At 72.5% G+C, this 19299-nt stretch carries 14 protein-coding genes; 8 read left to right on the forward strand and 6 right to left on the reverse strand.

Translation table 11 applies throughout. The annotated features are described in order from the left end of the window. Positions 1–199 precede the first annotated feature (199 nt). Complete coding sequence (locus ACSMXR_RS30385) at positions 200–2104, forward strand: protein phosphatase 2C domain-containing protein (protein WP_473170342.1); 1905 nt, start codon at positions 200–202, stop codon at positions 2102–2104. A gap of 111 nt (positions 2105–2215) precedes the next feature. Continuing rightward, a complete protein-coding gene (locus ACSMXR_RS30390) occupies positions 2216–3958 on the forward strand; it encodes a pyruvate dehydrogenase (RefSeq protein WP_137234093.1) in 1743 nt (580 codons plus the stop codon). 6 nt (positions 3959–3964) lie between these two features. Here the strand turns inward: ACSMXR_RS30390 and ACSMXR_RS30395 are convergent, their stop codons facing one another. Together ACSMXR_RS30395 and ACSMXR_RS30400 are read right to left on the reverse strand one after the other, a co-directional pair. Then, entirely contained in the window at positions 3965–7078 is a 3114-nt protein-coding gene (locus tag ACSMXR_RS30395) for an alpha-mannosidase (protein WP_473170343.1), read from the reverse strand. Positions 7079–7166: 88 nt separating this feature from the next. Further along, positions 7167–7601: a guanyl-specific ribonuclease gene (locus ACSMXR_RS30400; RefSeq protein ID WP_137234091.1), complete on the reverse strand. Its 435-nt coding sequence runs from the start codon at positions 7599–7601 to the stop codon at positions 7167–7169. A gap of 344 nt (positions 7602–7945) precedes the next feature. Here ACSMXR_RS30400 and ACSMXR_RS30405 point away from each other — a divergent pair, with 344 nt between their 5' ends. Further along, positions 7946–8323 (forward strand): ATP-binding protein, encoded by a 378-nt coding sequence (locus tag ACSMXR_RS30405; protein WP_137234102.1) that lies wholly within the window; start codon positions 7946–7948, stop codon positions 8321–8323. A 24-nt stretch (positions 8324–8347) separates the two neighbouring features. On the opposite strand, the gene ACSMXR_RS30410 is transcribed toward ACSMXR_RS30405, so the two are convergent. After that, a complete protein-coding gene (locus tag ACSMXR_RS30410) occupies positions 8348–9448 on the reverse strand; it encodes a DUF2637 domain-containing protein (RefSeq protein ID WP_218524274.1) in 1101 nt (366 codons plus the stop codon). Between the two features lie 192 nt (positions 9449–9640). Then, positions 9641–10489 (reverse strand): (2Fe-2S)-binding protein, encoded by an 849-nt coding sequence (locus ACSMXR_RS30415; protein ID WP_137234089.1) that lies wholly within the window; start codon positions 10487–10489, stop codon positions 9641–9643. 146 nt (positions 10490–10635) lie between these two features. On the opposite strand from ACSMXR_RS30415, the gene ACSMXR_RS30420 reads away from it, so the two are divergent. Together ACSMXR_RS30420 and ACSMXR_RS30425 are read left to right on the forward strand one after the other, a co-directional pair. Further along, positions 10636–11409, forward strand: a complete 774-nt coding sequence (locus ACSMXR_RS30420) for a GntR family transcriptional regulator (protein ID WP_473170344.1) — start codon at positions 10636–10638, stop codon at positions 11407–11409. Positions 11410–11540: 131 nt separating this feature from the next. Further along, positions 11541–12044, forward strand: a complete 504-nt coding sequence (locus ACSMXR_RS30425; RefSeq protein ID WP_137234087.1) for a hypothetical protein — start codon at positions 11541–11543, stop codon at positions 12042–12044. A 52-nt stretch (positions 12045–12096) separates the two neighbouring features. On the opposite strand, the gene ACSMXR_RS30430 is transcribed toward ACSMXR_RS30425, so the two are convergent. Both ACSMXR_RS30430 and ACSMXR_RS30435 read right to left on the reverse strand, forming a co-directional pair. Further along, the gene (locus ACSMXR_RS30430) at positions 12097–12879 is read right to left on the reverse strand and encodes a hypothetical protein (RefSeq protein ID WP_137234086.1); all 783 of its coding nucleotides are present in this window, start codon (positions 12877–12879) and stop codon (positions 12097–12099) included. A 173-nt stretch (positions 12880–13052) separates the two neighbouring features. Further along, positions 13053–14804, reverse strand: a complete 1752-nt coding sequence (locus tag ACSMXR_RS30435; RefSeq protein ID WP_137234085.1) for a PucR family transcriptional regulator ligand-binding domain-containing protein — start codon at positions 14802–14804, stop codon at positions 13053–13055. 310 nt (positions 14805–15114) lie between these two features. Between ACSMXR_RS30435 and ACSMXR_RS30440 the strand changes: the two genes are divergently transcribed. From ACSMXR_RS30440 to ACSMXR_RS30450, 3 genes are read left to right on the forward strand one after another with little or no spacing between them, the layout of a single operon-like run. Then, positions 15115–16005 (forward strand): FAD binding domain-containing protein, encoded by an 891-nt coding sequence (locus ACSMXR_RS30440; RefSeq protein WP_137234084.1) that lies wholly within the window; start codon positions 15115–15117, stop codon positions 16003–16005. Positions 16006–16007: 2 nt separating this feature from the next. Next, complete coding sequence (locus ACSMXR_RS30445) at positions 16008–16607, forward strand: (2Fe-2S)-binding protein (protein WP_137234083.1); 600 nt, start codon at positions 16008–16010, stop codon at positions 16605–16607. After that, complete coding sequence (locus tag ACSMXR_RS30450; protein WP_137234082.1) at positions 16604–19054, forward strand: xanthine dehydrogenase family protein molybdopterin-binding subunit; 2451 nt, start codon at positions 16604–16606, stop codon at positions 19052–19054. Before ACSMXR_RS30445 ends, ACSMXR_RS30450 begins: the two co-directional genes overlap by 4 nt. Positions 19055–19299: the final 245 nt, after the last annotated feature.

The raw sequence follows: 19299 nt of genomic DNA on the forward strand, positions 1-19299 counted from the left end.
GCCGATGAGCCGTTGACCCGGTGATCGGGTGTTCGTACGAACGGTTGACGCGCTGAAACGCTGACCTGCCGATCACTGAGACCGGTCCGCCGGGCGTCCCTTCCCGTGGGGGGTGGGGGCCGCCCGGCGGACCTCTTTTACGGGCCACTTTTTCCTGATGCCCCGTTTTCGGAGCACCTTCGCGGTGGACAATAAGGGCATGAGTCAGCAGGGGGAGAAGCCCGCCGCCCACGAGGACGACTGGTGGCGCAAGCTGTACGACGAGACCGCGCCGGACACCGGTCCCAGCAGCGCGGCCGACAGCCTCGACGACCGCTTCGACTCCGTGTCGGACACGGTGCGCAGACCGGTGGACGACCACCGCGACCAGGACACCGTGCGCGAGACCGTCCGGGACCCGTACGCGGAGGCGTACGAGGACCCGTACGCGGACCGCTACGAGGAACCGGACGCGGAGCGCGACGAGAGTCCGTACGCGGACCGTCACGCGGGCCCGCACGCGACGGACGCGTACCGGCTGCCGGAGCCGGGCCGGTCCGTGGTGGCGCAGCGGGGCCCGGGACCGGACCCGGGCCCGGCATCGGATCCGGTGCCGGACGGGGACCGGCACCTGGTCCCGGGAGCGGACCTGGACCCGGTGGCGGATTCGGTAGGGGCTCAGGACCCGGGGCCGGTGGCGGACGCTGTTCCGGTGGCGGTTCCGGACTCGGTGGCGGACCCGGTCGCGGTAGCGGCTGAGGACCCGCGGTCGGCCTGGGACCCGTATGCGAAGCGCGACCCGGAGCCGGAGCCGGAGCCGCAGCCCGGACCGGCTGTCTCCGCTGTACCGGCTCCGACACCGGCACCGGAGGCCGGGCCGGCACCGGAACCCGCAACGGCCGCCGGCCGAACCCGGCCCGCCGCATCCACCCCGGCCGCCACACCTGCCCCGCCCCCACCCGTGTCGCCGCCCCCGCCCCCGCTCCCGCCCGCCCCGCCCCGCACCACCGCCTTTCCCGCCCCCTGGGAGGCGCCCATCGGGCGGTCGGGGCCCCGGACGTTCGCCGTGCCGCGGGCGGTGGAACCGCCCGAGCCCGATCTCGCGCCCGACCCCAGCGCCCTGCACCGGCTGCCGGACCTCGCCGACGGTGCCGGCGGCCGGCCTGCCGTCGGGCATCTCGGGGACCGGCCGCCCACCTATGACGCCGAGCCCGCCGCCCTGCCTTCCGCCACCTCGGAGAATCTGGACGGCCTCGTCCCCGACACCGTCCTGGACGGCGCGCGGTACGGGACGTACACCCTGCGGGCCGTCTCCGTACGCGGCGACTCCGCCCGCTTCCGGGGCGAGCCCCGGCGCGACGGGCTGCTCACCGCCCGCTTCGGGGCCGCCGAGAGCGCCCTCGTCCTCGTCGCCGTGGCCGGCGGCAGACGGGACGCCGAAGCGGCGCACCTCGCCGCGGCCGACGCCTGCCGCTGGATCGGCGGGGCCGTCGCCCGCAGCCACGTCCGGCTCTCCGAGGACATAAGAGCGGGCCGCCGGGGCGACCTGAAGTCCGGGCTGCACCGGCTCACCGACCGTACGTACGGCAAGCTGCGCGCCCGCGCCGCCGAACTCGGCGTCGAACCGGACGCGTACACCGCGAGCCTCCGCTGTCTGCTGCTCTCCGCCGACCCCGACTGCCGCACCCGGGTCTTCTTCGGCGTCGGCAGCGGCGGCCTCTTCCGTCTCCGCGACGGACTCTGGCAGGACCTGGAGCCCTTCATCCCGGAGAGCGGCGCCGCCCCGCGGCCGGGCGACGAGCAGGAGGAAGGACCCGACGGGGACCGGCTGACCATGGATCTCCAGATCACCGCGCCCGCGGCCCCGCACATCGAGGGGCCCGCACAGCCGCCCGCCGAGCCCTTCCGCTTCCGGGCCTCCGTGGCGCGGCCGGGCGACACGCTGATGCTGTGCAGCAACGGCCTCGCCGAGCCGATGCGCGGCGAGGCGGCGCTCCCCGGTGAGCTGGCCGAGCGCTGGGGGAGCGAAGGGCCGCCCGGTCTGCCCGCCTTCCTCGCCGACACCCAGCTCCGGATCAAGGGGTACGCCGACGACCGCACCTGCGCCGCCGTCTGGGAGGCGTAACCGCGCACGCCGTGGGTTGATGGTTCCGGAGCCCGGCGGAACGGTGTTTCGCCGCTCCGGTCCCCGGACAACCGAAGTGCACGGAGCACGGGCAAGGAAGGGCGCGCACCCATGGCCAAGCAGAACCTGGCGGAGCAGTTCGTCGACATCCTCGCCAGGGCGGGCGTCAAGCGCCTGTACGGCGTCGTCGGCGACAGCCTGAACCCCGTCGTGGACGCCATCCGGCGTAACTCGGCCATCGACTGGATCCACGTCCGGCACGAGGAGACCGCCGCCTTCGCCGCCGGAGCCGAAGCGCAGGTCACCGGCTCGCTCGCGGCCTGCGCCGGCTCCTGCGGGCCGGGCAATCTGCACCTGATCAACGGTCTGTACGACGCGCACCGCTCCATGGCCCCGGTACTGGCCCTCGCTTCGCACATCCCCTCCGGCGAGATCGGCCTCGGCTACTTCCAGGAGACCCATCCGGAGCTGCTGTTCCAGGAGTGCAGCCACTACAACGAGATGATCTCCAACCCGGAGCAGATGCCGAGGCTGCTCCAGACGGCGATCCAGCACGCCATCGGGCGCGGCGGTGTCAGTGTCGTCTCGATGCCGGGCGACGTCGCCTCCAAGCCCGCCCCCGAGAAGTCCGTCGAGCACGCCCTCGTCACCGCGCGGCCGACCGTACGCCCCGGCGACGACGAGATCGACAAGCTCTGCCGCATGGTGGACGAGGCCAAACGGGTGACGCTGTTCTGCGGCAGCGGCACGGCCGGGGCGCACGCCGAGGTGATGGAGTTCGCCGAGAAGATCAAGTCACCGGTCGGGCACGCGCTGCGCGGCAAGGAGTGGATCCAGTACGACAATCCGTACGACGTCGGCATGAGCGGGCTGCTCGGCTACGGCGCAGCCTACGAGGCGACCCACGAGTGCGACCTCCTCATCCTGCTCGGCACGGACTTCCCGTACAACGCCTTCCTCCCGGACGATGTGAAGATCGTCCAGGTTGACGTACGTCCCGAGCACCTGGGCCGCCGCTCCAAGCTCGACCTCGCCGTCTGGGGCGATGTGCGCGAGACCCTGCGCTGTCTCACCCCCCGGGTGAAGCCCAAGTCCGACCGCAAGTTCCTCGACCGGATGCTGAAGAAGCACGCGAACGCCCTGGAGGGCGTGGTCAAGGCCTATACCCGCAAGGTCGAGAAGCACGTCCCGATCCACCCCGAGTACGTGGCCTCCGTGCTGGACGAGATGGCCGACGAGGACGCCGTGTTCACCGTCGACACCGGCATGAACAACGTGTGGGCCGCCCGCTATCTGACGCCCAACGGCAAGCGCCGGGTGATCGGTTCGTTCAGCCACGGCTCGATGGCCAACGCCCTGCCGCAGGCGATCGGCGCCCAGTTCACCGACCTGGGCCGGCAGGTCGTCGCGATGTCCGGCGACGGCGGATTCTCCATGCTGATGGGCGACTTCCTCACGCTCGTCCAGTACGACCTGCCGGTGAAGGTGGTGCTGTTCAACAACTCCTCGCTGGGCATGGTCGAGTTGGAGATGCTGGTGGCGGGCCTGCCGTCGTACGGGACGACCAACGCGAACACCGACTACGCCGCCATCGCCCGGGCGGCCGGCGCCTACGGCGTACGCGTGGAGAAGCCCAAGCAGCTGCAGAGCGCGCTCAAGGACGCGTTCAAGCACAAGGGCCCCGCGCTCGTCGACGTCGTCACCGATCCGAACGCGCTCTCCATCCCGCCGAAGATCAGCGCCGACATGGTCACCGGCTTCGCGCTCTCCGCCAGCAAGATCGTGCTCGACGGCGGAGTGGGCCGGATGCTCCAGATGGCCCGCTCCAACCTCCGTAACGTGCCGCGTCCTTGAGGACCCTCAGGCCGGGGTCAGGCGCACCGTCAGGATCTGGAACGGCCGCAGATCGAGGACCAGCCCGTCCTCGTCGGTGTCCGCCGGGTGCAGCGGCCGCTCCAGCAGATCGGTGATCCGGGCCTCGGCGACCGGGAACGACACCCTCAGCCGGGTCCGCGCCCGGCCGCCCGCCGACTCGTAGAGCCGGACGATCACATCCCCGCCCCGGTCCTCGGCGAGCTTCACCGACTCGACCGTCACCGCCGGGTGCCCCGTCGACACCAGCGCGGGCACGGCCGGCGCCACCGCCGCCCGCAGCGGAAGGTTCAGCGCCAGGCCCTCCCGTACCGCGTCCGTCACCTCCGCGCCGGGCGCGAGCGCGTAGCGGAAGCGGTGCACACCCAGATCGGTGTGCGGGTCCGGGCTGTGCGGGGCGCGCAGCAGCGTGAGCCGGACCGTGGTGCCGAGACCGTCCGGGTGCGGCGTGCGGGTCACATCGTGGCCGTACGTCGCGTCGTTGAGCAGCGCGATGCCGTAGCCCGGTTCGGCGACCCGCAGCCAGCGGTGGGCGCAGATCTCGAAACGGGCCGCGTCCCAGGACGTGTTGTCGTGGGTCGCCCGGTGGACATGGCCGAACTGGATCTCGGCCGTGGAGCGTTCGGCGTGCACATCGAGCGGGAACGCGGCCTTGAGGACCTTCTCCGACTCCTGCCAGTCCACCTCGGTGTCGATGTCGAGCTGCCGGGCCCCCGCCGCGAGCCGCAGCTCCTGCACCACGGTCGACTTCCCGAAGGAGCGCACCACCCGCACGGCCGCCCGCAGCGGACCGTCCTCCACCAGTGACACGGAATCGGCGGCGGTGAGATCGGTGCGGCTGCGGAGGTAGTGCCGGTCGATGTCCCAGGCGTCCCAGTGGTTGGGGTGGTCCGGGTGCAGCTGGAGGAGGTTGGCACGGGCGCCGGGGACCAGCGCCTCACGCCCGGCGACCGGATCGTGGACCGACGAGAGCAGCCCGTCCCCGTCCACCACGACCCGCAGCAGCCCGTTGTCCAGGACGATGTCACCCGCATCCGAGGCTTCCGCCGTCACCGGGTGCTCCGGGACCGCCGCACCGTCCAGCAGCCCCGCCCCGAGCCCCGGACTCCGGGCCAGCACCGCCGCCCGGCCCCCGCCCAGCTCCTGGACCCGCGCCCCGGACGGCAGAACCCCGGCCGCCTCCGCGTCCAGCTCGATCACCTGAACCCGGTCGTACGGCGAGGAGTTGAGCGCCACCATGCCCTCGGCAGCGCCCAGCGAGGTCACCGCCCCGGCCACCACGTCCGCCAGCTCGGCGCGCACCTCCTCATAGGTGTCGCGCGCCTCGCGGTGCACCCAGGCGATCGACGAGCCGGGCAGGATGTCGTGGAACTGGTGCAGCAGCACCGTCTTCCACACCCGGTCGAGACGTTCGTACGGATAGGAATAGGCAGGCGAGCGCAGTGCGGCAGCCGTCGCCCACAACTCGGCCTCACGCAGCAGATGTTCGCTGCGGCGGTTGCCCTGCTTGGTCTTCGCCTGGGTGGTGTACGTCGCCCGGTGCAGCTCCAGATACAGCTCGCCCGACCAGACGGGCGCCCGCTCCCCGTACTCCTCCTCGGCCGCCGCGAAGAACGCCGAGGGCTTCTCGACCGTCACGCGCGGCGAGCCCTCCAGGTCCCTCAGCCGACGGGCCCGCTCCAGCATCTCGCGGGTCGGCCCGCCCCCGCCGTCGCCCCAGCCGAACGGCACCAGCGAACGCGTGGCCCGGCCCTTGTCGGCGAAGTTGCGCTCCGCATGGGCCAGTTCACGGGCGTGGAGCTGCGCGTTGTAGGTGTCGACCGGCGGGAAGTGGGTGAAGACCCGGGTGCCGTCGATGCCCTCCCACCAGAAGGTGTGGTGCGGCATGCTGTTGTGCTGGTTCCACGACAGCTTTTGGGTGAGGAACCACTTCACCCCTGCCAGTCGGGCCAGTTGGGGGAAGGCGGCGGTGTAGCCGAAGGAGTCCGGCAGCCAGATCTCCTCCGTGTCCACGCCCAGCTCCTCGGTGAAGAAGCGTTTGCCGTGCACCAGTTGGCGGGCCAGCGCCTCGCCGCCCGGCATATTGGCGTCCGATTCCACCCACATGGAGCCGACCGGCGACCACTGCCCCGCCGCCACCGCCTCCTTGATCCGCTCCCAGATGTGCGGCTGGTGCTCCTTCACCCACGCGTACTGCTGGGCCTGCGAGCAGGCGAAGACCAGCTCCGGGTAGTCCTGCGCGAGAGCGGTGACATTGGCGAACGTACGGGAGGCCTTGCGGACGGTCTCCCGCAGCGGCCACAGCCAGGCCGAGTCGATGTGCGCGTGCCCGGTCGCCGAGATCAGGTGCGCGCTCGCCGACGCGGGCCGCGCCAGCACATCGGCCAGCGCCACCCGGCCCGCCGCCGCGGTGCCGGAGACGTCGTGCAGATCCAGCGCGTCGAGCATCGACTCCAGCGCCCGCAGGATCTCGTGCCGCCGGGAACGGTCGGCGGGCAGCTCGTGCATCAGCTCGGACAGCACCTCGATGTCCAGGACCAGATGCCAGACCTCCTCGTCCAGGACCGCGAGGTCGGCGGAGGCGAAGCGGTACAGCGGGCGGTCGCCCGCGGTCAGCACATCGCCGAGCGGCGTCGGCGCGAAGCCGTGCTCCAGGACCGCCGGATTGGCCGCCGCCTCCAGCAGCAGATCCACCGGCTCCCCGCCCGCCGCCGGGGCCGCGAGCGTCAGGTGCCGGTTGCGGGGATGAACACCCTTGAGAGGGACGCCCAGATGGTCGTACAGCATGCCTTCCGCCTGGAAACCCGGACCCTGACCGGTGAACCCCGGATCGACGACCACCTCCACCCGGCGCCCCGACCACTCCCCGGGCACCGCCCCCCGGAGCCGGAACCAGCTGGTGGACCAGGGCTTCCCCCACTCCGTACCGGCCGTGAACGGCGCGAAGTCCGCCCCGAGGGCCTCGGCCACCGGCACCGGCTCGCCCGGAACGTGCCACACGGACAGGGCGAGCGGGGCGCGGGCGGCGTACTGGGCCGGGCGGACGAACTGGTGGAGGGCCCTCTCCAGGCGGCCCTCCACCAGGGTGCGGTCGTCGTGCATCACAGCTCCTCGGGAAGGTGTGGGGTCCTGGCGCGGCGGCTCAGGTTCCCTTCCCCCGGAGCGGGCGGAACACCCCTCGGAAGCGGGGTCAGCAGTCGTGGTCGACCAGATCGAAGGAGGCGTAGTGGTCGGCGGTGTAGTAGTCCTCCTCCACCTGCTCGCCGGTGACGATCCGGCGGGCGCCACGGTTCGGGGAGCCCGGAGTGATGACCGTGTACTCGTGGTAGTAGCCGGTGGACTGACCCGGCAGGAGGCCTTCGCGGTTCTGGAAGACGGTGCCGTCCTGCTCGTACGGGAACGGCCCGCCCTGCTCGATCAGATCCAGGGTGTCGTGCGCCTGGGACGGCAGCGCGGAGTAGCAGATGCTGCCGACCGCCGCGGCCCGGAACGCGGTCGCGGAGTAGGCGGTGGTGGAGGTCGTCGCCGGGGTGGCGGCCTGGGCCGTGACCGGGCCCGAGGCGAGGAGAAGGGACAGGAGGGCGGCCGAGCCGCCGAGCCGGGTGATGCGTGGGGGGATGCGCATGCCATCATGATGACGCGCGTAGAAGTCGGGTCGTCAACGCCAACTCGGGTGTATTCGCCGGACGTTAACCGGAGCTGCGCCTATGTGGTGATGGCGTGCGCGGGTGGGATGTTCCGTGCGCCCCTCGCCGCTCCCGACCGTTCACTTATTGATGAGTCGACAAGCGTGACCGTGTGCGTACAGGGGCATGCATCCCGTGAGGCTGTTCGACGGACGGCCTGAGTGAAGGAGGTCGGTTCACTGTGCGGGCGGGGGAAATGACGAAGCGCCAGAAGAGGACCACGGCCGTCGAGGGGCGCGGCCCCCGGGGGCGGAGACCGGGTGAGGCGCCGCTGCCGGCCCGGATGCGCCGAAGGGTCGGCCACACCGAACGGTCGGCGGTGGGGGAAGTGCGCAGGGAGCTGCGGGAGTTCCTCCGACATCGCTCCGGCCAGGAGCAGACCGACGCGGCGGAGTTGCTGGTGAGCGAGCTGGTGACCAACGCCCTCATCCATACCCGGCACGGGGCCGTGGTCACCGCCACGGCGACCTCCGCCCGACTGCGGGTGGAGGTACAGGACTTCGCCTCGGAGGATCTGCCCGCGCCGTACGTACCGAACGCCGACGACGGTACGCACGGCAGGGGCCTGATCCTGGTCCGGAGCCTGGCCGACGCCTGGGGCGTGGAGGCACAGGCCCTGGGCAAGGTCGTCTGGTTCGAACTGCACGGCGGAAGGCCCTGAGGGGCCCTCCGCCGCGAGGCGCGATCAGCCGAACTGCTGCTCCAGATCCTTCAGTTTCTGTTCCAGCGAGTCGAGCCGGGGGAGTGCCTGGGTGTCGTCCTCCGCGGTGAGGTCGACGGTCCGCGGGTCACTTCCCTGGTTCGGCGCGTCCAGGCTCTTCGAGCTCGAACCGTCCGCCGCCTGCTTCGGGCCGACGGCTTGCAGGGATGGCCGGGGTCGCAGAGGCAGCTGACCCGGCTCTGCTATGGCGGGCTCCGCGACGGCCGGTGCGCCGCCCGAGGCCGGGGTGAGGGCGGGCACGTCCACCTGCTGCCCGGTCCGGCCGCCGCGCCCCCAGACCCGGTTCTGCCGGTTCAGGGCCTTGATGCGGGCCCGGTCCAGCTTCTCCTGGTCGCGTCGGCGCAGCCGGTCCTGCTCGCGCTCCCTGCGGTCCTCCCGCACCTCGTCCACCGCCTCGTCCAGGGTGCGGACGCCCTCCAGGAGCATCAGCGACCAGGCGCCGAAGGTCTCCCGGGGCGCCCGCAGCCAGCGGACGATCCGGATCTGCGGCAACGGACGGGGCACCAGGCCCTGTTCGCGCAGCGCGGCGCGGCGGGTCTGCTTCAGCGCGCGGTCGAAGAGCACCGCGGCCGAGAGGGACATCCCCGCGAAGAAGTGCGGAGCACCGGCGTGGTCCATGCCCCGGGGGGCGTGCACCCAGTTGAACCAGGCGGCGGCCCCGGCGAACGTCCACACCAGCAGCCGGGAGCCGAGAGCCGCGTCTCCGTGGCTCGCCTCCCGTACGGCCAGCACGGAACAGAACATCGCGGCGCCGTCCAGTCCGAACGGGACCAGATACTCCCAGCCTCCGGTGAGATTCAGGTTCTGCCGGCCGAAGCCGACGAGCCCGTGGAAGGAGAGCGCGGCGGCGACCGCCGCGCAGCAGAACAGCAGGACGTAACTGGCGGTGGCGTACAGCGCTTCCTTGCGTCTGCGGCGTTCCTCGCTGCGTTCCCAGGAGTCGTCGGCCGCGGCCTTGCCGGCGGCACGCTTGCCGCGTGCGACCACCGTCACCGCCGCCATGACTCCCACGAGCAGTACGGCGCCCGGAAGCAGCCAGTCAAGCGATATGTCGGTCAGTCTCATGCGCGGTCCCTTGCGTCACGTAGGGCGTTTCGTGCGCCATCGTGACGGAATTCCCGTCCCGCTCCGGTGGTTTCGGGACAAGAGCACGCCATGGGGGTGGGAGAGGCTATCGATGGGTGGAATCTTCTCGAACAGCCGCCCGGTCGGGCCGAGTTGCGTTCGATTCCACGTCATCCGGACGGGCGGTGTGGATCAGGAAGCTGCCGCGAGCTTGCGCACCCGGTCGGCGTCGCAGGTACGCGGGCAGGTCACGCAGGTGTCCTCGGGGCGCAGGGTGTAGAAGAGGCAGCAGCTCGCCCGGTCCCGGGTCGGCAGCGACCGGCCGTCGGGCCCGGTCAGTTCACGGAAGCCGGCGGCGCCGGCGTACGGCTTGGTGGTGCCGGGGAGCAGCAGCTCCAGCTCGGCCATCGCCCGGCGCTCCTCGCCCAGCAGGTGCGCGATGTACCAGAGGCCCTCGACGATCTCGTCCGTCGCCATCCCCCACAGGGCGCGCTTGCCGCGCCGCATGCGGGGTCCGAAGCCCTCCAGCACCGGAGCGAGGTGCTCGGTCAGGGAGGCCAGGACCTCGGCCCGCAGCGCCGCCTCGTCCGCGACCACCCGGGCCCCGGGCAGCGAGGCCGCCGGGTCGTCCGGCAGACAGGCGAATTCCCGGACCCGCACGGTCAGGTGCCCGAGCGCCCGCTGGAAGGCCACGTCCTCGACCGGGATCCGGGGCACCCGGCGCTGCAGGAACCAGGGCATCGTCACCAGCAGACAGGCGGGCCAGGCGTACCGGTGCAGACCGAAGCTGGCCACCACGTCCGGGCGGGCCTGCTGGCCGTAGTCGCGCAGCACCTGGGCGTTGTCCCAGGCCAGGAAGGTGTCCACGGCGGAGCCTCCGGCGGCCAGCTCCGCCGCGCCGACCCAGCCCGCGCCGGACGGGGCGACGGCGTCGCCGTCGAGCACGTCGGCCCGCAGACCGGGGAACACCTCGGTCAGACGGGCGTACGCGGCGGTCACGGGGGACGTCGCGGTGCCGGTGAACGGCGGGGAGAGGGTCATGCAGGGGACCACCGAATCGGGATCGTTTGCAGGTAAGGCTTACCTTACCCGACGCCATCGATGTTTGAACTGCAGCCTCCTGCATCTATCGTGCACAGGAGGTCCGGCGTACGCGAGTCGGCCCGCGGCAGGTGGAGGAGGTCCGGGTGGAGCAGGGCAGCGCGCGTGAGGGCGCACGTCCGGCGTACGCCCCCGGAGTGTTCCCGCACGCCCCGGCGGAGCGACGGATTCCGGAAGGCCGGGTGCCGGAACAGGCCCGGGGCGAGCACACCCACAGTGAGCCTCCCGCGCCGCGTGCCGTCCAGCGCCACTCCGTACGCGGCCAGATCCTGGACGCCCTGCGCGCCGCCCTCGTCGACGGCGAGCTGGTGCCCGGTCAGGTGTACTCCGCCCCCGCCCTCGGCGCCCGCTTCGGGGTCTCCGCCACGCCGGTGCGTGAGGCCATGCAGCGGCTGGCGGTCGAGGGCGCCGTCGAGGTCGTGCCGAACCGCGGCTTCCGGGTCAGCGAACGCGGCCCCCGCGAGCTGGCCGAGCTGGCCGAGGTGCGGGCGCTGATCGAGGTACCGGTGATGCTGAGCCTGGCGCGTACGGTTCCGGCGCACCGCTGGAGCGTCCTGCGCCCGCTCGCGGAGGCCACGGTCACGGCGGCGGCCGTGGGCGACCGGGCCGCCTACGCCGAGTCGGACCGGGCCTTCCACCGCGCGGTCCTCGCCCTGTCGGGCAACGAGCAGCTCGTGAGCGTCGCCGACGAACTGCACCGGCGCTCCCAGTGGCCGCTGGTCTCCAACCCGGCCACCCGCCGGGCCGACCTGCTGGCGGACGCCTCCGAGCACACCGCCCTGCTCGACGCCCTCATCGCCCAGGACCTGAACGTCGTCCAGTCGCTGGTCCGCGAACACTTCACCGGCGCCGACGGCTGACCCGGACGGACCGCTGAGGGCCTCCGCCCCGCCGGACAGGGTGTGCCCGCACCGCGCGGACATGATCGTTTCCCCGTGGTGCCCAGGGGACGCACGAGGCGTACGGGAAGCACGGGAAGCAGGGGCGGGACATGACGGGTACGGCGAAGGCACGAAGACGACCGCGGGGCCCGGTGGCGGCGGCCATGGCGGCGGCCGCGCTGGTCACGGGGCTCGCGGGCTGCTCGGACGGGGCGGACGACCGTACGCCCGAGGCCCCGACGCCGTCCGCCACGAGCGCCTCCGCCACGCCGACGCCCGGCGCGAGCGAGGAGAGCGCGAGCCCGAGTCCCAGCGCCTCGCCGAGCGCCACCACCGCCCCCGCGACGACCGCTCCGCCCACCACACCGCCCCGGTCCACGCCCGATGCGCCCCTGCCCGTGCCGCGCACCAGCAGGCCCGTACCGCCGAAGACACCGGTGATCCCGCCGCGCCGGGACGGCGGCGGCTCGGGCTCCGGGGCCACCGTCGTACCGCAGAACCCCAACCGGGGCCCGAACCCGCCGCCCGCTCCACCGCGCCCGGTCCCGAAGCCGGACTGGACCGACGCGCGGTGGCAGCCGGGGGACCCGGTCGACGACCGGACCGGCGGCTGACCGGACGCGGCTGACCGGGACGGCCCACCGCGCCCGCCCTCGTACCGTCCGCTCAGCTCGCCTGCGCGGTGCGCGGCGCGGGCGGCCCCAGATACGGGGCCAGCCAGGTCGGCACACCGCCCAGCAGCCGGAACAGCCGGCCGGCCTCGGCGCGCAGCCGGGCCGCCTCCGGTTCCTCCGCCGCCTCCGCGAGGGAGATCAGGGCCGGGGCCGTACCGACCAGGAACCCCAGCTCCTCCCGGATCCGCAGCGACTCCGCGAAGCCGTGCCGGGCCTCCGCGAGTTCGCCCTCGCGTAGCGCCAGCGCGGCCAGATGCCGCCAGGTGGACGACAGCAGCAGTTCGTCGCCCCGGGCCGCCGCACCGGCGTGCGCCCGGCGGAACGCGGCGCGCGCCGACTCCGGCGACTCCGCGATGTTCTGCGCGATCAGCCCGCGCCGGAAGTCCAGCAGCGGCCGGGCCGGGGACGCGGGGGCCAGCAGCGCGGCCGACCGGCTCAGCGCCACGCTCGCCTCGTCGGACCGGTCCCGTACCGCCAGGAGGGTCGAGGCGTACGCCAGATGGCCCCGCTCGGAGGCGGCAGCGCCGCGCTCGTCGTCGCCGCGGGCGATGGCCTCCGCCGTGCGCAGGGCGTCCTCGGCGTCGGTCCAGCCCTGCCCGGTGTAGAGACAGCGCTCGGTCAGCAGGGCGGTGCGCTGGAGCGCCGCCGCCGGATCGGTGTGCGCGTGGTGCTCCAGCAGTGCGGCCGCGTCCGTCCAGCAGGCGCGTGACCGCAGCCGCCATACCGCGGTCTGGAGCGGCGGATCGTCATCTGCTGTCGTTCCGGAACCAGACATGGCGGTATGCGCCACATTGCCCTCCCCGAGCGCGCCATTGTGCTGTTGGGTACGGCGCATCACAGCATGGAATGGCACGCCGGGCCAAGGGGTCCGGACAATGTCAGGTGAAAGATTTCACAATCGGTCGGAGTGCGACGGTGCCCCGCCGGACCCCGTGCGCGGCCGGAAGATCAGCTCATGCGCAGGGCGAGGAAGAAGTCGAGCTTGTCCTCCAGGCGCGAAAGGTCACGCCCCGTCAACTGCTCGATTCGTCCGACGCGATAGCGCAGTGTGTTGACGTGCAGGTGCAGCCGGGCCGCGCAGCGGGTCCAGGACCCGTCGCAGTCCAGGAACGCCTCCAGCGTCTCGATCAGCTCCGCCCGGTGGCGCCGGTCGTAGTCGCGCAGCGGGTCCAGCAGCCGGGCGGTGAAGGCGCGCCGCACATCGTCGGGGACGAACGGCAGCAGCAGCACGTGCGAGGCCAGTTCGTGGTGACCGGCCGCGCAGACCCGCCCCGGACGGGCCGCGGCCACCCGGCGGGCGTGCCGGGCCTCCTCCAGCGCCCCGCGCAGCCCTTCGGCGGAATGCACGGCCGCGCTGACACCGAGTGTCAGCCGGCCGTCGTCGGCGAGCCCCGCCGAGAGCGGTTCGCGTACGGAGGCGAGCAGCGCGTCGGCGTGCAGCCCGGGCTCCCCGGCCAGGGCGTCGGCGTCCTCGCCGTCCGCCCGCGCCGCATCGCCCTCCCCGCCCTCACCGGACTCCGCCGGCACGGTGACGACCGTGGGCAGCGGCACCAGGGCGATGGCCTCCTCGCCCGTGTGGGCGACGGCGATCCGGTCGGCGGAGTCGGGCCCGCTGACCGCCGGGTCGACGAGGATCTCCTCCAGCAGCGCCTGGGCCACCGGACCGCTCGCGATGTCGCCCGCGGCGGCCCCCTGGCCCGAGGCGCTCCAGTCGACCCGGGCCACCACGACCTGCCACTGCGGGGCCACGCCGAGGCCGGGCAGCAGGACCGGTGCGGCCACCCGCAGCCTGGCCGCGATCTCGGCGGGCGCGGCGCCCGCCTGGACCAGCTCCAGGACCTCCTGGGCGAGCCTGCGGCGCACCGTACGGGCCGCGTCGCGGCGGTCGCGCTCGACCGCGATCAGCTGGGTGACGCCCTGGAGCAGGTCGAGCCGGGCGGCGGGCCAGTCCGAGGCGTCCGCCTCGACCGCCAGCAGCCAGTCGGAGAGCACCGACTCCCGTACGTCGCGGGCGGCCGGCACCGCGCCCCGGCCGGTGTTCCGGATCGGGAAGAGCGAATACGTCGTACCGGCGACCGCCGCCCGGTACGGACCCCGGCGGCCGGTACGGGTCGCGCCCAGGTGGTGCCCGGCCAGCGCCGCGCCCAGCGGACCGGGCAGCGGGGCGCCCGCCCCGGCGATCTGGCGGCCGGTGGGGGAGAGGACCCAGGCCCGCAGGTCCAGGTCGGAGGTGAGGAGGTCCAGGACCACCTCGGGGCCGCCGCCCGCCGGGCCCGAGGTCATCAGCCGGCGGTGCCGGTCCACCACGGCGGCCAGATCGCCCGCCCGCTCGCCGGAGACCTGGCGGACGACGTGCTCGGTGATCGTTGCGAAGGCCACGGTCTCGTGCACGGCGAAGAGGGGGAGGCGGTGGTGGAGGCAGGCCTTGACCAGATCGGCGGGGATGTCGCCGAGCTCCGCCTCGCCGGCCGCGAGACCGGCCACCCCGGCGCCCGCCAGGATCCGGACGAACGGCTCGGAGTCCGCCGCGTCCCGGCGCCAGGCGAGGCCCGTGAGCACCAGTTCACCGCCGGAGAGATAGCGGCTGGGGTCGCGCAGGTCGGTCGTCATGACGCCCCGGACCGTGCGGTCCAGCTCGTCCTCGCCGCCGAGCAGCCGCAGGCCCAGCGCGTCGGTCTCCAGCAGTGCGCGCAGCCGCATCTCGTCGCCGCCGATCTTTCCGTAGAGGGAGCAGGTGAAAGGGGAGGGGGGAAGGAGGTCGTGAGGTGGAGAGCAGTGGGGTGAGCGGGTATCTGTGAATTGCGGTGAGGTTACTGATCCCCGCCATTCGTTCGAATCTACAAGACGAGGACGGACACCAGCCAACTCCTTCAGTGTTTCGGTGACTGCACCGGCAGGGGCTGGGCTTGTGTACTGGGCCACACACCACGTGAACACCACATGAACGAGCCAGTCAGGGCAGGCCGTCCCCCGGCCCCGGCGAACGACCCGATTGAGAAGAGAGCCACTCATGGACTTCCTTCGCCCCGCCAGCTGGGAGGAGGCGCTCGCCGCCAAGGCCGAGCACCCCACGGCTGTGCCCATCGCGGGCGGCACCGATGTGATGGTCGAGATCAACTTCGACCACCGGCGGCCCGAGTACCTCCTGGACCTGAACCGCATCGGTGAGCTGTCCGAGTGGGAGGTGGGCCAGGAGAGCGTGCGGCTCGGCGCCTCCGTGCCGTACAGCAGCATCATGGAGCACCTGCGCACCGAGCTGCCCGGTCTGGCGCTCGCCTCGCACACCGTCGCCTCCCCGCAGATCCGCAACCGCGGCGGCGTCGGCGGCAACCTCGGCACCGCCTCGCCGGCCGGTGACGCGCATCCGGCCCTGCTCGCGGCCGACTGCGAGGTCGAGGCCGAATCCGTACGCGGCACGCGGCTGATTCCCATCGACGCTTTCTACACAGGGGTCAAGCGCAACGCCCTGGAGCCGGACGAGCTGATCCGCGCCGTGCACATCAGGAAGGCCGACGGACCGCAGCAGTACTCCAAGGTCGGCACCCGTAACGCCATGGTCATCGCCGTCTGCGCGTTCGGGATCGCCCTGCACCCCGAGACCCGCACCGTGCGCACCGGCATCGGCTCCGCCGCCCCGACGCCCGTCCGGGCCAAGGAGGCCGAGGAGTTCCTGAACGCCGCGCTCGACGAGGGCGGGTTCTGGGAGAACGGCAAGATCATCACTCCCGCGATCGCCAAGCAGTTCGCCGCCCTCGCGTCCGGCGCCTGCAACCCGATCGACGACGTACGCGGCACGGCGAAGTACCGCAGGCACGCGGTCGGCATCATGGCCCGCCGCACGCTCGGCTGGACCTGGGAGCAGTACCGCGGCGCGGGCCGCACGCTGGAAGGAGCTGCGTAACCATGCGAGTCAATTTCACGGTCAACGGCCGTCAGCAGGAAGCCGACGACGTGTGGGAGGGCGAGTCCCTCCTGTACGTCCTGCGTGAGCGCATGGGCCTGCCCGGCTCCAAGAACGCCTGCGAGCAGGGCGAGTGCGGTTCCTGCACGGTCCGTCTGGACGGTGTCCCGGTCTGTTCCTGCCTGGTCGCCGCCGGTCAGGTCGAGGGCCGCGAGGTCGTCACCGTCGAGGGCCTGGCCGACTACGCCAAGCACCGCGAGGACGCCCACCCCGGTGGCGGCTGCGCCGCCGGATCCTGCGGCACCACCCTGGACGCCGCCAAGCGCTGGCAGTCCAAGCCCACCGACGGCCAGACCGGCGAGGCCGTCGAGCTCTCCCCGATCCAGCAGGCGTTCATCGACGCCGGAGCCGTCCAGTGCGGCTTCTGCACCCCCGGCCTGCTGGTCGCCGCCGACGAGCTGCTGGAGAACACCCCCTCGCCGTCCGACCAGGACATCCGCGAGGCGCTCTCCGGCAACCTGTGCCGCTGCACCGGTTACGAGAAGATCCTCGACGCGGTCCGCCTCGCGGCCGCCCGCCAGGAAGAGGCGGTCCAGTCATGACGACGCGCCCCGAAGCCACCGCGCGCCCCGCGGCCACGATGCCGAAGGCCCAGAACGTACCGGCCGGCACACCCACCAAGATCACTCAGGGTTCGCCCACCAAGGGCGGCATCGGCGAGTCCACGCTCCGCCCCGACGGCACCCTCAAGGTCACCGGAGAGTTCGCGTACTCCTCCGACATGTGGCACGAGGACATGCTCTGGGGCCAGACGCTGCGCTCCACCGTCGCGCACGCCGAGATCGTCTCCATCGACACCTCCGAGGCGCTCGCCACCTCCGGCGTCTACGCCGTGATGACCTATGACGACCTGCCCGCCGAGATGAAGAACTACGGCCTGGAGATCCAGGACACGCCGGTTCTCGCCCACGGCAAGGTCCGCCACCACGGTGAGCCGGTCGCCATCGTGGCCGCCGACCACCCGGAGACGGCCCGCCGCGCCGCCGCCAAGATCAAGATCGAGTACCGCGAGCTGCCCGTCATCACCGACGAGGCCTCGGCGACCGCCCCGGACGCCGTGCTCGTGCACGAGAACCGCGACGACCACCACATCGGCCATGTCCCGCACCCCAACATCGTGCACCGGCAGCCGATCATCCGCGGCGACGCCGACAAGGCCGCCGAGCGCGCCGACGTCATCGTCACGGGCGAGTACACCTTCGGCATGCAGGACCAGGCCTTCCTCGGCCCGGAGTCCGGCCTCGCGGTGCCCTCCGAGGACGGCGGCGTCGAACTGTACGTCGCCACCCAGTGGCTGCACTCGGACCTCGGCCAGATCGCCCCCGTCCTCGGCCTGCCCGAGGACAAGGTCCGCATGACGCTCTCCGGCGTCGGCGGGGCCTTCGGCGGCCGCGAGGACATCTCGATGCAGATCCACGCCTGCCTGCTGGCGCTCCGCACCGGCAAGCCCGTCAAGATCGTCTACAACCGGTTCGAGTCCTTCTTCGGACACGTCCACCGGCACCCGGCGAAGCTCCACTACGAGCACGGCGCCACCAAGGACGGCAAGCTCACGCACATGAAGTGCCGCATCGTCCTGGACGGCGGGGCCTACGCCTCCGCCTCCCCGGCGGTCGTCGGCAACGCCTCCTCGCTCTCGGTCGGCCCGTACAAGATCGAGGACGTCGACATCGAGGCGATCGCCCTCTACTCCAACAACCCGCCCTGCGGCGCGATGCGCGGCTTCGGCGCGGTCCAGGCGTGCTTCGCCTACGAGGCGCAGATGGACAAGCTCGCCGCGAAGCTGGACCTGGACCCGGTGGAGTTCCGGCAGCTCAACGCCATGGAGCAGGGCACCCTGCTGCCCACCGGACAGCCCTGCGACTCGCCGGCCCCGGTCGCCGAGCTGCTGCGCCGGGTCAAGTCCCGGCCGCTGCCGCCCGAGCAGCAGTGGCTGGCGGCGGGCAGCGAGGGCACCTCCATCGACGTCCGGGCGCTGCCCGGCGGGCTCTCCAACACCACCCACGGCGAAGGCGTCGTGCGCGGTGTCGGCTACGCGGTCGGTCTGAAGAACGTCGGCTTCTCCGAGGGCTTCGACGACTACTCCACCGCCCGGGTGCGGATGGAGGTCATCAACGGCGAGCCGGTCGCGACCGTGCACACCGCGATGGCCGAGGTCGGCCAGGGCGGCGTCACCGTGCACGCCCAGATCGCCCGTACCGAACTCGGCGTCAACCAGGTCACCATCCACCCCGCCGACACCCGCGTCGGCTCCGCCGGATCCACCTCCGCCTCCCGCCAGACGTACGTCACCGGCGGCGCGGTCAAGAACTCCTGCGAAGCCGTACGGGAGAAGGTCCTGGAGCTGGGCCGCACCAAGTTCGGCACCTACCACCCGGCCTGGGCCACCGCCGAGCTCCTCCTGGAGGGCGGCAAGGTCGTCACCGACGGCGGCGAGGTGCTCGCCGATGTGGCCGACGTCCTGGAGGACGAGGCGATCGACATCGAGCTGGAGTGGCGCCACCGCCCCACCGAGGCGTTCGACCTGCGTACCGGACAGGGCAACGGCCACGTCCAGTACTCCTTCGCCGCGCACCGCGCGGTCGTCGAGGTCGACACCGAGCTCGGCCTGGTCAAGGTCATCGAACTGGCCTGCGCCCAGGACGTCGGCAAGGCGCTCAACCCGCTCTCCGTCCTCGGCCAGATCCAGGGCGGCACGCTCCAGGGCATGGGCGTCGCGGTGATGGAGGAGATCATCGTCGACCCGCAGACCGCGAAGGTGCGCAACCCGTCCTTCACGGACTACCTGCTCCCCACCATCCTCGACACGCCGACGATCCCGGTCGACGTGCTCGAACTCGCCGACGAGCACGCCCCGTACGGGCTGCGCGGCATCGGCGAGGCCCCCACCCTGTCGTCCACCCCGGCCGTCCTCGCGGCGATCCGGAACGCGACGGGTCTTGAGCTCAACAGGACACCGGTGCGGCCCGAACACCTCACCAGCACCTGAGAGCCTGCCGGGTGACCTCCCACCGGTCGTCACCCGGCAGCCTCCGAGCGGTCCCCCCCCGAACTCTCCGGGCGGTGCGCAGAGCCGAGAACGTCACACTTTTCCGCACCCCGCGCCGCCCGGAGGCCCAAGTACCGCACCGCTCGCGGTTCTTCACCGCCGTGCCCGAGAGCACGGCCGCGCCTCACGGATCATCCGTGCCGCCGGCACATCCGTTCTGCTTCAACAGTCCGTCCCGGCCGTCC

It is taken from the genome of Streptomyces sp. DSM 106670, from assembly GCF_055792845.1.